Genomic DNA, 13,449 nt, shown 5'->3' with positions numbered 1-13,449 from the left:
ACGCTCCGCACGCTAGAAATTGATGCGCTCGCGCTCGAACACGACCGGCTTGCGCCGAACCTGCGAGTAGATCGCGAGCACATATTCGGCGAGGACGCCGATGGAAAAGAGCTGCACGCCGCCAAAGAAGAAGACGGCCACGATGATCGTCATGATGCCGGGCTGCGCGAAGCTCTGATAGAAGAGAATGCCCAGAACAAGATTGACAAAGGCGTAAAGGATCGACAGCGCGGCGATCGCGAAGCCGCCGAACAGCACGAGACGCAAGGGCGCGAGCGTATTGGTGACGAGGCCGTTCATGCCCTGATCGACGAGGCTGCGCAGCGTGTTGGTGGAAACGCCGCGGCGCCGCTCGACCCATTTGTAGGGCACGCCCACGGATTTGAAACCGCATTCGAAGGTCATCATGCGCATGAAGGGATATGAGTCCTCGATCTGGCGCATCGCCTCGATCACCTTGCGGTCCACGAGCTGGAAGTCGCCGACCCCGCGGGGAAGCGACAGTTCCGAAAGCGAGGTGAGAACCCGGTAATAGAGCTGGCGCAACATCCGCATCGTGGCGTTTTCCTCGCGAATTTTGCGGATGCCGTAAACGACCTCGTTGCCCTGCGCCCATAGATCGACGAATTGCGGAATGAGTTCCGGCGGGTCCTGCATGTCGGCCGGAAAAAACAGCAGCACCGCGTCGCCCGTCGCCGCCATGACGCCATTGTAGTTCGAGCGCATCGCGCCGAAATTGCGAGCGTTGAGGATGACCTTCACATCCTTGTCCTGCGCCGCAATCTCGCGGAGAATCTCGACAGTGCGATCCTTCGACGCGTTGTCGCAGAAAACGTGTTCGCGCCGGTATCCCTTCAGCTCGTTCTCGAAGAGCGACTTGATCGCCGCGTAGCATTCGCGGACGTTCATCTCCTCATTGTAACAGGGCGTGACGATGGAGATGGTTTTCATGTTTCGTGGATTTCCCGGCCCGATCCGAAGACGAGGGTGCGATTGAGAAGATAGGAGAGCGCAACGCAGGGCGCGAGCAGCAACGCCTGCGCCGTCGCCGCGCCGAAGCCGATCCTGATCGCGGCCTCGAGCAGCGCCGCATTGACAGCGAAGACGATCGCATAGACTGAAACGAAACGCAGGATCCGCCCCGGTTCCGCATTCCCGAACACGAGTCGCCCGGTCGTCACGAAATTGAAGGACACGCCGATCACGGTCGCAAGCGCGAGCGCCGGCGTGGGGCTGAGCCCGCCGCGCAGCAGCAGATAGAAGACGCCGTAACCGAAGACCGTGTTGACGGCGCCGACGACGAGGAATCGCGCGACGCGAAGCCGCCAAATGCGGTCGCGAAGCGCATCGATCCGCACTGCCATCCCGCCCATGTCAGCGGCAGTCGGCGAGAATCGCATTGACCGACGGATGACGCGCCGGATCGAGGAAGACGTAATTCGTCTCGCGCGTCTCGTCCGTCACGCGCGCGATCTTCGTCACCGTTCCGTCGCTCACGCCATAGCAGACGTATCCGAGCGATGCGAAGAGGTCGAGAACATCGTTGGGGTGATAGCCGAAGGCCGCGGACCATTTACGCAACAGCTCGATCACCACGGCCGGACGGAAGCGTTTGAGCGACTTTACGCCGCCCTTCAGCACGCGCAGTTCCGCGCCCTCGACGTCGCATTTGAGAAAATCGAGACGGTCGATCTCATTGTCGTCGACGAAGGCGTCGAGCGTCGTGAAGCGACACGAAACGCGGCGGCTGCCCTCGCCCGGATGAAGCTCGTTGAGGGAGGCCGCCGGCGAACCCGATGTCGCCGGCACGAACATGTCGAACGCGCCGGGCGCGTCGGTCAATCCATCCTTCACCGGCGTCACGCGATTGCCGGCGGCGTTGCGCGCGAGATTTATGAGCAGACGCTCATGAGTGGTCGGCACCGGTTCGAAGGCGTAAATGCGCGCCTGCGGCTCCTGCTGGGCGATGTGCAGGCTGTACCAACCGATATTGGCGCCGATGTCGAAGACGGTTTCCGCGCCGCGCGCGAGGCGAGAGATGAGCGCAAGCTCGAATGTCTCGTAGCCGCCCTGCGACAGAATGATGTTGGGCGCCTCGCGCAATGCGTCGGGATCGAGCGCAAAGGACAGGCCATTCTTCAGCTTCGCGGAGAGGCCCGAGGGTTCGACGACCAGCGCGGCGATCTCCGTGCCGTCGATGACGGCCGCGTGCTCCGCGATCAGGCGATGACGCTCGGCGAACCGCCTCCACAAGTCGAGACGGTCGAGTTCGCCGCGTTCGAACGCGTGACGGAATTCGATCGGCGTCGCGGGCGCCGCGGGGCGCATGGTGGCGAAAGAGGTCATGCGCTTGCTCCGAAGCTGCGCCGGTTGAAAATGTCGGAATAGATGTCGATGGTGCGCCGGAAGCCTTCCGCAACGCCCGTTTGAGGGCGCCAGCCGAGCTTTTCGAGACGCGCGGTGTCGGGCGCCGAGCGCATGACGCTCGAGGCGATATAGCCATCCCGCGGCGCGGCGAAACGCGCGCAGAGCCCGCGCTCCGGATAAAGCCCGGTCAGCAGGGTCGCGAGGTCGCGGATCGAGATGACGGCGCGCGGATTGCCGACATTGTAGGCGCGGCTTTTTTCGCCCTTCAGCAGCAGCGTGAAAAATGCCTGCGCCGCATCCGCCAGATAGCAGAAGGCGCGCTCGGCGGCGCCGTCGCTGTTCAGCGCAATGTCCCGACCTTCGACAACGTCGCGCACGAAATCCGCGAAGACGCGGCCGTCGTCGAGCCGCATGCCCGGTCCGTAAGTGTGGAACGGCCGCGCGATGACGCAATGCAGGCCGTGTTGCGCGCCATAGGCGACGCAAAGCGTCTCGCCGAGCCGTTTCGATTCGGCGTAGCAGGCCCGTAGCGCCGCCGGATCGAGTCCGCCGAATTCCGTTTCGACGATCGGCTCCCGCCGGCTATTGACGGCGCCATAGATCTCCGAACTGGAAAAATAGAGGAAACGCGAAGCGCCCTTGCGGCGAGCGAGATCCAGCAAATTATTCGTCCCGACGACATTGGGCAACGCGGTGCCGACGGGATCCACCCCGTAAAAGCGCGGACTCGCCTGACTCGCCGCGTGAACGATCATGTCGACCGGCCCCTCGACATCGAGCGGCTGCGAAACGTCGGCGACCTTAATCGACAGGGCCGGATGCCCGAGATGCGCGGCGAAGCGGCGAAGCGCTTTTTCTCGCGAGCGCGCGAGCGCGATCACTTTCAGCCTGGGCGCCTTGCCGCGCAGGGCGAGCGCAAGCAGCGTCTCGACCATGGCGGCGGGGAGAAAACCATTGGCGCCTGCGACGAGGATCGTCCGGCCATCGAAATCCTCCCAGGGAAGATCGGCGGCGAGAACGCGCGAGATATCGTCGCGCCACAGGGGATGGCGCGACAGCAGCGCGCCGTCGGGAGCCGCGTCGCGCATGGTCACACCGCCGCTTTCATAGCCGTCAGCCGGCAGAAATCGTCGATGACATCCAGCATGTAATCGACGTGGTCCTGCGTCAGTTCGGGATAGACGCCGATCCAGAAAGTTCGACCGACCACGACGTCGGCGTTCGTCAATTGCCCGCTCACACGGAAATTGCGGCCCTTCATATAAGGCTGGCGGACGAGATTGCCGCCGAAGAGGAGTCGCGTGCCGATCTTCTTCGAATTGAGATGAATGACGAGTTCATCGCGCGTGAACGGGGCGTCAGGACGGAGCGTCACGGGGAAGCCGAACCATGAAGGCTCCGTTCCAGCCGTGGCTTCCGGCAGAATGAAGAAATGCTCGAGCCGCTTGAGTCCCGCCTTCAGCGCCTCAAAATTGCGATTGCGCGCGGCGACGAAGCCATCCAGATGGTCCATCTGCGCAAGGCCGACCGCCGCCTGCATGTCGGTGATCTTCAGATTGAAGCCGAGATGCGAATAGACATATTTGTGGTCGTAGCCTTTCGGCAGATCGCCGAGGCGCCAGCCGAAACGCTTGTTGCAGCTGTTGTCCTTGCCGGGTTCGCAATAGCAGTCGCGGCCCCAGTCGCGGAAGGACTCCATAGCTTTGGCGATATGGTTGTTGCTGGTGAAGACGGCGCCGCCCTCGCCCATGGTGATGTGATGGGCCGGGTAGAATGACAGCGTGCCGATATCGCCGAAGGTTCCGACATGCCTGCCGTCGACCTTTGCGCCGAGCGCGTCGCAGCAGTCTTCGACAAGCCAGAGATTGTGGCGATCGCACAGCTCCTTGACAGCACGCACGTCGAAGGGATTGCCGAGCGTATGCGCGACCATGACCGCCTTGGTCTTCGGCGTGATCGCCGCTTCGACCGCTGAGACGTCGATATTGTAGGTCGGTATGTCGACGTCGACAAAGACCGGAACCATGCCCCACAGCAGGATCGGATTGACCGTCGTCGGAAAACCCGTGGCGCAAGTGATGACCTCGTCGCCCGGCTGGAGCGCGCGATGGCGCAGTGTGTGGGAAGTCAGCGCGGAAAAGGCGACGAGATTGGCGGAGGAGCCGGAATTGACGGTGAGCGACTTCCTGACGCCGATATAGGCGGCCAGCCGCTCCTCGAATTGCGCGTTGAAGCGGCCGGTCGTCAGCCAAAAATCGAGCGCCGAGTCGACGAGCGTCTGCATGTCGCGCGCGTCGAACACGCGGCCAGAAACCGGCACGGGCGACTCGCCGGGCGTGAAGCTTTTCGGCGGATTGGCGACGCGGTGATACTGACCCACGAGATCGAGGATCTGCGCGCGCAATTCGTCAGCTTGCGACGATGCGTCTTTCGTCATGGTCGATGTCCTTCGTGGCGTCGGTAAATGGCGAGGTGAGGCGCACGCGCTGACCGAGATAGCGGTCGACCTGTTTGAGCGTCGTCTCCAGAACGTCCGCTCTGTCGGCGAAAGCGCGATACCAATGCGCCGTCCATTGCGTCGTCTGCTCGAAATCGAGAAGCGGCGTCCAGCCCAGCGTCTCGCGCGCCTTGGCGGTGTCAAGGCGCAAAAGCCGGGCTTCATGCGGATGCTGGTCGCCGTCCTGCTCCCACTGCGCGTCGAGACCCCAGGCGGCGACGAAACGCGTCAGCAGTTGTTCGACGCTCTGCTCGGAACCGGGACCGGGTCCGAAATTGAAGCCGCTGTCGAAATCGCCCGCGCGTTCGGGGGTCGCGGACAGGGCTTTTTCGACGAGTTGCAAATAGCCGGAGAGCGGCTCCAGCACATGCTGCCAGGGGCGCACGGCCCCGGGATTGCGAACCTTGAGCGGACGCCGGGCGACGAAGGCGCGCAGCGCGTCGGGCAGGATGCGATCGGCCGCGAAATCGCCGCCGCCAATGACATTGCCCGCGCGCGCCGAAATGATGCGGACGTTCTTCTTGGCGCGGAAAAAACTGTCGCGATAGGCGCTGGTGACAAGCTCCGCGCAGGCCTTGCTGTTCGAATAGGGATCATGCCCGCCGAGCGCGTCGGTCTCGCGATAGCCCCAGACCCAATCGCGATTCTCGTAACATTTGTCCGTCGTGACGACGAGAACGAGCCGCACGCTCTCCACCGCGCGCGCGGCCTCGAGCACATTGACCGTGCCCATCACATTGGTGGCGTAGGTGCCGACCGGATCCGAATAGGATTCGCGCACGAGCGGCTGCGCCGCCATGTGAATGACGACCTCCGGCGCTACGGCCTTCATCGCCGCCGAGAGCGTTTCGAGATCGCGCACGTCGCCGCGCAGATCGTCAATATGTTCGGCGACGCGCGCGAGCGAAAATAGATTGGGCCGCGTCGGCGGCTCCAGCGCATAGCCGGTCGCGCGCGCGTTGAGCCGCGAGAGCATGAGCGCGAGCCACGAGCCTTTGAAGCCGGTATGGCCGGTGACGAAAACGCGCTTGCCGAGCCAGAACGCAGATGAGATCACCAGATTTTCCACTTCGCTTGGCCGGAGTTCCACTGTTCTTCGAGGTAGAGCTTGTCGCGCAGCGTATCCATCGGCCGCCAGAAGCCGTTGTGCTGGAACGCGCGCAGTTCGTCGTGCGCGGCAAGCCAGTTGACCGGCCCATGTTCCCAGACGGTCGAATCCCCCTCGATGAGATCGCCGACTTTCGGGCTGAGAAAGAAGAAGCCGCCGTTGACGAAGGCGCTTTCCGCGACGGGTTTTTCCGCAAAGGTCGTCACGCGATCGCCGTCGAGCGTCATGGCGCCGAAACGCATCTCGGGACGCACGGCGGCGACCGTCGCCATCTTGCCGTGCGCACGATGGAAGGCGAGTTCCGCAGTGAGATCGATGTCGGCCACGCCGTCGCCATAGGTCAGCGCGAAAACGTCGTCGTCCTTCACATAATCGATGACGCGCTTTACGCGGCCGCCCGTTTGCGTAATGTCGCCCGTGTCGACGAGCGTCACGCGCCAGGGCTCGGCATTGCGGCGATGCACCTCCATCTGCTGCGTGCGCATGTCGAAGGTGACGTCCGACATGTGCAGGAAGTAGTTGGAGAAGAACTCCTTGATGAAATAACCCTTGTAGCCCAGGCACAGCACGAATTCGTTGAAGCCGTGCGCCGCGTAGATTTTCATGATGTGCCAAAGGATCGGCCGTCCGCCGATCTCGACCATCGGTTTCGGGCGCACGGAGGTCTCCTCCGCGAGACGCGTGCCCAGGCCGCCAGTCAGCACAACTACTTTCATCTGCGTCGTCGACCCGCTCTGCGCCGGTGAGGGCTCCGGAGGCTCGTCAACGGCGCGCCGAACTGGATGCGGCGGCGCGCGTTGCCGTTCGACGCACTATGGCTTCCGATTGGTTAACGCTTGGCTTATCCCGACAACGAAAGCGGCGCCGGCTTGTCATCGGCGGGGCGCCGCGCATAAAAAAACTCCGCCGGTCGAACGACCGGCAGAGCCGATTTCAATCTTCCGTTACGAGGTTACTGACAGGCCGGCTGACTGACCGGATTGCCGCACGCCGCGTTGATGAGCGTAACGATGTTGGCGGAGGTGAAGCGCGACGCGCCCTGCTCCTTCGGAAGCGAAGACGTGTAGCCCCAGCTGGTCACGCCGACCACGACGTTGGGGGTCGACGCCGTGCCGAAGGACGTGCCGCTCAGGGCCGGCGGCATGCCAAGGTTGATCAGCCACGGGCCGCCGCTCGAACCGCCGGTCATCAAGGAGCCGATGAGCGTGTTGTCGCTGTTTGACGGGCTGCGCTCGCCCTGCGAGTCGTTGCGCTGCATGAGCTGGCCGCCGTCCAGCGCGACCGGATAGCCGAGCTGGTTGATGAGCGTCTTGTTCGGCGTCGTGGTGGTGAAGCCGAAGCCGTTCACGCCGACGCCATAGATGCCCGTCGACGTGCCGGGGAAGGCGTTGCTCTGCGGGAGAAGCCGGATGACCGCGATGTCGTTGTCGCAGACAACGCCCGCGACGGTGCAGTTTGCCGCCGTGCCGTTGAAATAGGAGGTCAGCACGAAAGCCTGGCCGGTCCAGGTGCCGAAGGGCGCGACGCCGTCCGTGAAGGCGGGCACGAAACGGATGTTGGTGTAAAAGCGCCGCTGGCCCCATTTCGAGACGCAATGCGCCGCCGTCACGACCAGGCCGCGCCGGATGAGCGACGCGGAGCAGACGAAGGTGGAGGCGCCGTCGTTAAAGAACAGCTTGCCAGACGCGCGGAAAGGATAGGACCATTCCGTCGGCTGCTGCGCGGGCGTCGTGATGCGGGGAATCGCGCGAACGCGCGCCGTCGAGAACGGGCGGTTGAAGGTGCCGAACTGCTGCGGCGCGACGCCGGATTCCTCTTCGGCGGCGGAGGACGACGGGGCGATTCTCTTCAGCATGAGTTCGCCCGTGCCGGCGTAGCCGCGGCTGAGAAGCTGCGCGGGACCGGTGCTGACCGCAGGCGCGCGCGGATTCTCCGGGAGCGGCGCGCTCAACGTGGGGATAGGCATCGCCCTCGCGCCGGCGTAGTCCGGCTCGGAGCCCCCGACGGCGTTCGCCGGCGCGGCGACGGTGGCGGACTGCGCAAAGGCCGTCGCCGGTAAGACGCTCAAAAAGACGAGCGCCGGAAAAATTAAGCGTTTCATGCCCCTCTTCCTCCAGAAATGCACTTCTTCAGGAACCGCGGGCGACCGTACGCGATACCGCCGGCAAGTCAAGTTTCGGACGGATGAAAAAAGTCAAATGCACGTTGAGAGGGAAATACTTGCGACGGCGCAATTAACGAACGGCCTACGGGATGCGCGAAATTTCGCGGACGAAAAAACCGCCGCCCGGCCGGCGGTTCCCCCACGCGTTCCGCGCCCGACTTACTGGCAGGCGGGCTGACTGACCGGACTGCCGCAGGCGGCGTTGATCAGGGGGACGATGTTCCCGCTCGTGAAGCGCGAGGCGCCCTGTTCCTTCGGAGCCGGCGAGACATAGCCCCAGCTCGTCACGCCGATGACGACGTTGGGCGTCGAATAGGAGCCATAGGTCGCGCCGCCAACGAGCGGACGTTCGCCCAGATTGTTGAGCCAGGGCCCGCCGCTCGAGCCGCCGGTCATCAGCGATCCGATCACGATGTTTCCGGCCATGGCGATGTCGATGTCGCCCTGCGAATCGTTCCTCTCCTGCAATTCGCCGAGATCGAGCGCGACGGGATAGCCGAGCTGGTTCACGAGGGTCTTGCCGGTCGGGGTGAAGCCCCAGGCGCCCGCGCCGACGGAAAACCATCCGGTGGACGTCCCCGGAAATGTGGGGCTGGACTGGGGCGCGAGCCGGATCACCGCGACGTCGTTGGCGCAAACGACGCCGGCCACCGCGCAACTGTCCACGCCATAGTAATAGGATTGCATGATGTAGACGCCGTGCGCGTCCGCGCTCCAGACCCCGAAGGGCGCGAGGCCGTTATGGTAGCCGGGCACGAAGCGGAAATTCGTGTAAAAGCGACGCTCCCCGAATTTCGAGACGCAATGCGCCGCCGTGACGACGAGGCCGCGCTTGATGAGCGAGGCGGAGCAGACATAGGTTGCCGCGCCGTCGGTGAAGAACAGCTTGCCCGCCGCGCGATAGGGATAGGAGAAGGACGTCGGCAATTGCGCCGGCGTCGTCGCCATCGGGCGAAGCTGCACGCGCGCCGTCGAGAAGGGGTGGTTCGACGTTCCGAACTGCTGCGGCGCGACGTCTCCCGTCACGGGCGCCGCGCTCGCGAGATTGACGCCGGCAAGGGCCGGCCGCGCCGGCGCGATGCGCGCGAGCTTGAGCTGGCCGCCGCCGCCCGCTCCCTGGCTGACGAGCCGGGCCGGCTCGAGGGCGGGCGCCGGCGCAGCCTCCCGCGTCGGGAGCGGCCCTTTCGGCGTCGGCATCGGAAACGCCCGGGCGCCGGCGTAATCCGGAGCCCGGCCGGAAGCAGCGGTCTCGTCGGGGGAAGCGACCACCGCCTGCGCCCGGCCGGCCGACGTCGGGACCACGGTCATCGCCCCAATGGCGGCGAGAATGAACAACTGCCTCATCGTTCCCCCAACTGAGAGTCTGGCGGCGGCGAGCGGCGCCGCAAGCTGCGCCTTGGTTTACCGGGCGGCCCTCAAAATTTCTTTAATCCCACAGGCGCGCTCCCCAACCGGGAGCGCCGCTGCGCTCACGCCATTAACCATGACGGCCGCCTGGGACGCCGCCGCCGTCGCGACCTCGCCGCGAAGGACGGCGGGCGCCGGCTGTCCCGCTTTCGGACGACCGGTTAAGGATGGCGCGCGCCGCTGGGATATGGCGAATGGGTCCGACCCCAAGCAGCCCGCTCCTGCCTCGACATCTTGCGCGGCGTCCGGCTCAAAACCGCAATATTTGGGAGAACGCGTCGGCAACGCCACACGGCAAGCGATTCGTGCGCGCTGCGTTCGCGCTTGCGCCCAAAGGTTAACCGGCGCGGGCGCCCACGGCTGACGCTTCCCCCTTGACAGGACGGCGTCGATGGAAGCGAGGCCGCTGCAGGAGGCGGACGCCCCCGACCCGCCGTCGCCGCAATAGATGGGGAATTTCCTGGAGTCAGTCCCCATATGTCGCTGGAACAGACGGAGATTCGTACCGGGTCGCCGATTCGGCCGCGATTCGTTCGCAGCCTGTTCGGACGGTAAATTCGCATCGCCCGAGAAGTTCCGTTATGAGACGGCGTCGCGCCGTCACGACGGGGGCGTCGAGGGCAAGAACGACAAGAAACGACGACAAGCATGGCGCCGCTCCCGCCCGGAAGCCGCGCCGCCGCCCGAAGCTCCGGCGTGGCGGCGGCGCTCGGACCCACCAACACCGGCAAGACGCATCACGCCATCGAGCGGATGCTTTCCTTTCCGACCGGCCTCATCGGCCTGCCGCTGCGCCTGCTCGCGCGCGAGGTCTACAACCGCGTGGCGGAGAAAGTGGGGACCCAGGCCGTCGCGCTCATCACCGGAGAGGAAAAGATCAAGCCCCGCGCGCCGGCCTACTGGATTTCGACCGTCGAGGCCATGCCGCGCGACGTCGACGTCGATTTTCTGGCGATCGACGAAATCCAGCTCGCCGCCGACCTCGACCGCGGCCATATTTTTACGGACCGCCTCCTGCGCTGGCGCGGCCGGCAGGAGACGCTGCTGATCGGCGCGGGCACGATGGCGCCGCTGATTTCCGAACTTTTCCCCGGCGCGCCGATTTTCTCCCGCCCGCGTCTGTCGCGGCTCAGTTTCGCCGGCGACAAGAAAATCTCGCGACTGCCGCCGCGCACCGCCATCGTCGCCTTCTCGGCCGAGGAGGTCTACGCCATCGCCGAGTGGATCAAGCGCCAGAGGGGCGGCGCCGCCGTGGTGCTGGGCGCGCTCAGCCCGCGCACGCGCAACGCCCAGGTGGAGCTTTTTCAGTCCGGCGACGTCGACTACATCGTCGCCACCGACGCCATCGGCATGGGCCTCAATCTGGACGTGGACCATGTGGCCTTCGCCTCCGACCGCAAATTCGACGGGTGGCGGCGCCGGCGGCTGACGCCGGCCGAATTCGGCCAGATCGCCGGACGGGCCGGGCGCCACATGAGCGACGGCTTTTTCGGAGCGACCGGCCGCTGCCCGCCCTTCGAGGAAGAGCTGATCGAGGCGCTGGAGGATCACCGTTTCGCTCCCGTCCAGCTTCTACAGTGGCGCAACGGCGACCTGGACTTCTCCTCCGTCCAGGCGCTCGTCCATTCGCTCGACAAGACCCCGGACCACCCGCGTTTCGCGCGCGCGCCGACCGCAGTGGATCAGCTGACGCTGGAAGCCCTGAGCCGCGACGAAACGGCGCAGCGCAACGCCAAGACGCCCGCGGACGTCGCGCGGCTGTGGGAAGCCTGCCAGATTCCCGACTACCGCAAGACCTCGCCCGCCGCCCACGCCGATCTGGCGCTGTCGGTTTTCGGCTTCATCGCCCGGCGAGGGAAAATCCCGGCGGACTGGATGTCCAGGCAGATCGCGGCCGTCGACCGGGTCGACGGCGACATCGACACGCTGTCGAATCGCCTCGCCCAGGTGCGCACGGTCAGCTTCATCGCCAACCGCTCCGGCTGGCTCGACGACGCCGAGCATTGGCAGAGCGTCGCGCGTCGGGTAGAGGACAGCCTGTCCGACGCGCTGCACCACCGATTGACGCAGCGTTTCGTCGATCGCCGCACCAGCGTGCTGATGCGCCGCCTGAGAGAGAATGCGATGCTCGAAGCCGAAATTAACGCCGCCGGCGACGTGCTGGTCGAAGGCCAGCATGTCGGAAGCCTTCAAGGTTTTCGCTTCACGCCCGACCCTGGGGCGGCGGGCGAGGCCGCGAAGGCCCTGAACGCCGCGGCCCTGAAGGCGCTGGCCGGAGAACTCGAGGCGCGCGCCACGCGGGTCTTCGACGCGGTCGACGACGCTTTCGTGCTGGGCAACGACGGCGTGATCCGCTGGCTCGGGGAGCCCGTGGGCAAGATCGCCGCCGGCGCCGGCGTGCTGACCCCCGCGGCCCGCGTGCTCGCCGACGAGCAGCTGACGGGCGCCGCGCTGGAAAAGGTCCAGACGCGGCTCGACCTCTGGCTCAGGCAGCACGTCAAAAAATTGCTCGGGCCGCTGGAGCAGCTCGAGAAGGGCGAGGGCCTCGAGGGCGTGACGCGCGGCGTCGCCTTCCAGCTCGCGGAGGAGCTCGGCGTGCTCGACCGCGCCCGCGTCGCCAAGGAAGTCAAGGGGTTTTCGCAGGAAGAGCGCGGCGCGCTGCGCAAGCTTGGCGTGCGCTTCGGCGCCTATCACATCTATCTGCCGCAACTGCTGAAGCCCGCGCCGCGCACGCTTGCCTCGCTCCTCTGGGCGCTCCAGCACGGCGGGCTCGACACGGTGAAGGGGCTCGAAGAAGTCCCCCATCTCGCCGCCTCGGGCCGCACCTCCTTCGCCGCCGACCCCTCCATCGCGAAAGGCTTCTACCGCGCAGCGGGCTTCCGCGTCTGCGGCGATCGCGTGGTGCGCGTCGACATTCTGGAGCGCCTCGCCGATCTGATCCGTCCGGCGATCGCCTACAGGCCGGGCGTCACCGCCGGCGACCCGCCGCCCGGCGCGGCGGACGGCGAGGGCTTCGTCGTCACCGTCGCCATGACGTCGCTCACCGGCTGCTCCGGCGAGGCCTTTTCGTCGATTCTGAAATCTCTCGGCTATTCCGCGGCGCAACGTCCCGGACCAGCGATCACCGTTCCGACCCTTCCCGCCGCCTCGACCGAGCCGATCGTCCCCAAGCCCGCATCCGAGGAGACGGCGCCTGAATCCTCTGGCGAAGCCGGCGCCGAAGCGCCCGCGCCGGAAGCCGCGAGCGAATCGGCTCCGGAGCAGCCCTCCGCCGAAGCCGCCGAACCCGTCGAGGCGCCTCCGGGCCCCGCCGAGGAGGCGGCCGCGGAAGCGCCGGCGCTGATCGAAGTCTGGTCGCTGCAGCGCCATGTTCACGCCGGCGGCCCCCGAGGCCGCCATGGCGGGCCGCAACAGAATCGCGGGCCACGCGAAGGCGACGGCGACCGCCGCGGACCGCGCCGCGACCGCCCGCAGGCCGCAGAGGGCGCCGCGCCGGATGCGGGCGGGCGCCCTGGCGGAAAGCCCCGTTTCGACAGGCCGCGCCACGAGCGCGGCGGACCGCGCGAGGACGACCGGCGCGGCCGTCGTCCCGGCCCCGCCTTTGCGGCCGGCGAGAAGCGCGAGCGCGACCGGCAGCCGGACCCGGACTCGCCTTTCGCGAAATTGGCCGCCCTCAAGGCTGAATTAGAGAAGAAGGGCAAGGGCTGAGGGGCGCCGCCCGGCCGGCTTTTCCGTCAAACTCTTGCCAAGAAGCGGGCGGATTGACGGTATTCGCCGGCGTTTTCGAGCCGGGAGCGCGGTTCCCGGAATAGCAGCTTGGCTTATTGTCGGAAAAACTGCTTCTAGGATCGTCCGGCGCGCCGGCGGGTCTCCCCGCCGGGCCGACGCGCCAGGGCTGGAGGGAAA

The 13,449-nt window shown here is 65.9% G+C and carries 10 protein-coding genes; 1 reads left to right on the top strand and 9 read right to left on the bottom strand.

Annotation, left to right across the window (positions count from 1 at the left end):
* Nucleotides 1–12: 12 nt before the first annotated feature.
* The 9 genes from ACV959_RS01305 to ACV959_RS01265 form a co-directional block, all read right to left on the bottom strand.
* A complete protein-coding gene (locus ACV959_RS01305; protein ID WP_475738133.1) occupies nt 13–951 on the bottom strand; it encodes a glycosyltransferase family 2 protein in 939 nt (312 codons plus the stop codon).
* Nucleotides 948–1,358 carry a GtrA family protein gene (locus ACV959_RS01300; protein ID WP_475738132.1) on the bottom strand — a complete coding sequence of 137 codons (411 nt, stop codon included), beginning with the start codon at nt 1,356–1,358 and terminating at the stop codon, nt 948–950. The genes ACV959_RS01305 and ACV959_RS01300 overlap by 4 nt, the downstream gene beginning before the upstream one ends.
* A 16-nt stretch (nt 1,359–1,374) precedes the next feature.
* Entirely contained in the window at nt 1,375–2,346 is a 972-nt protein-coding gene (locus tag ACV959_RS01295; protein ID WP_475738131.1) for an FkbM family methyltransferase, read from the bottom strand.
* A complete protein-coding gene (locus ACV959_RS01290) occupies nt 2,343–3,455 on the bottom strand; it encodes an NAD-dependent epimerase/dehydratase family protein (protein ID WP_475738130.1) in 1,113 nt (370 codons plus the stop codon). The genes ACV959_RS01295 and ACV959_RS01290 overlap by 4 nt, the downstream gene beginning before the upstream one ends.
* Before the next feature lie 2 nt (nt 3,456–3,457).
* Nucleotides 3,458–4,804, bottom strand: a complete 1,347-nt coding sequence (gene rfbH, locus ACV959_RS01285; RefSeq protein WP_475738129.1) for a lipopolysaccharide biosynthesis protein RfbH — start codon at nt 4,802–4,804, stop codon at nt 3,458–3,460.
* The gene (gene rfbG / locus ACV959_RS01280; protein ID WP_475738128.1) at nt 4,776–5,921 is read right to left on the bottom strand and encodes a CDP-glucose 4,6-dehydratase; all 1,146 of its coding nucleotides are present in this window, start codon (nt 5,919–5,921) and stop codon (nt 4,776–4,778) included. Before rfbG ends, rfbH begins: the two co-directional genes overlap by 29 nt.
* A complete protein-coding gene (gene rfbF, locus ACV959_RS01275) occupies nt 5,918–6,688 on the bottom strand; it encodes a glucose-1-phosphate cytidylyltransferase (protein WP_475738127.1) in 771 nt (256 codons plus the stop codon). The genes rfbG and rfbF overlap by 4 nt, the downstream gene beginning before the upstream one ends.
* 236 nt (nt 6,689–6,924) lie before the next feature.
* Nucleotides 6,925–8,073 carry a trypsin-like serine peptidase gene (locus ACV959_RS01270; protein ID WP_475738126.1) on the bottom strand — a complete coding sequence of 383 codons (1,149 nt, stop codon included), beginning with the start codon at nt 8,071–8,073 and terminating at the stop codon, nt 6,925–6,927.
* Between the two features lie 222 nt (nt 8,074–8,295).
* Nucleotides 8,296–9,480 (bottom strand): trypsin-like serine peptidase, encoded by a 1,185-nt coding sequence (locus ACV959_RS01265; protein ID WP_475738125.1) that lies wholly within the window; start codon nt 9,478–9,480, stop codon nt 8,296–8,298.
* Between the two features lie 711 nt (nt 9,481–10,191).
* Here ACV959_RS01265 and ACV959_RS01260 point away from each other — a divergent pair.
* Complete coding sequence (locus ACV959_RS01260; RefSeq protein WP_475738124.1) at nt 10,192–13,251, top strand: helicase-related protein; 3,060 nt, start codon at nt 10,192–10,194, stop codon at nt 13,249–13,251.
* Nucleotides 13,252–13,449: the final 198 nt, after the last annotated feature.

It is taken from the genome of Methylocystis sp. Se48 (assembly GCF_056269425.1).
Note: the sequence above shows the minus strand (reverse complement) of the source record. Positions and strands in the feature narration are given on the sequence as shown.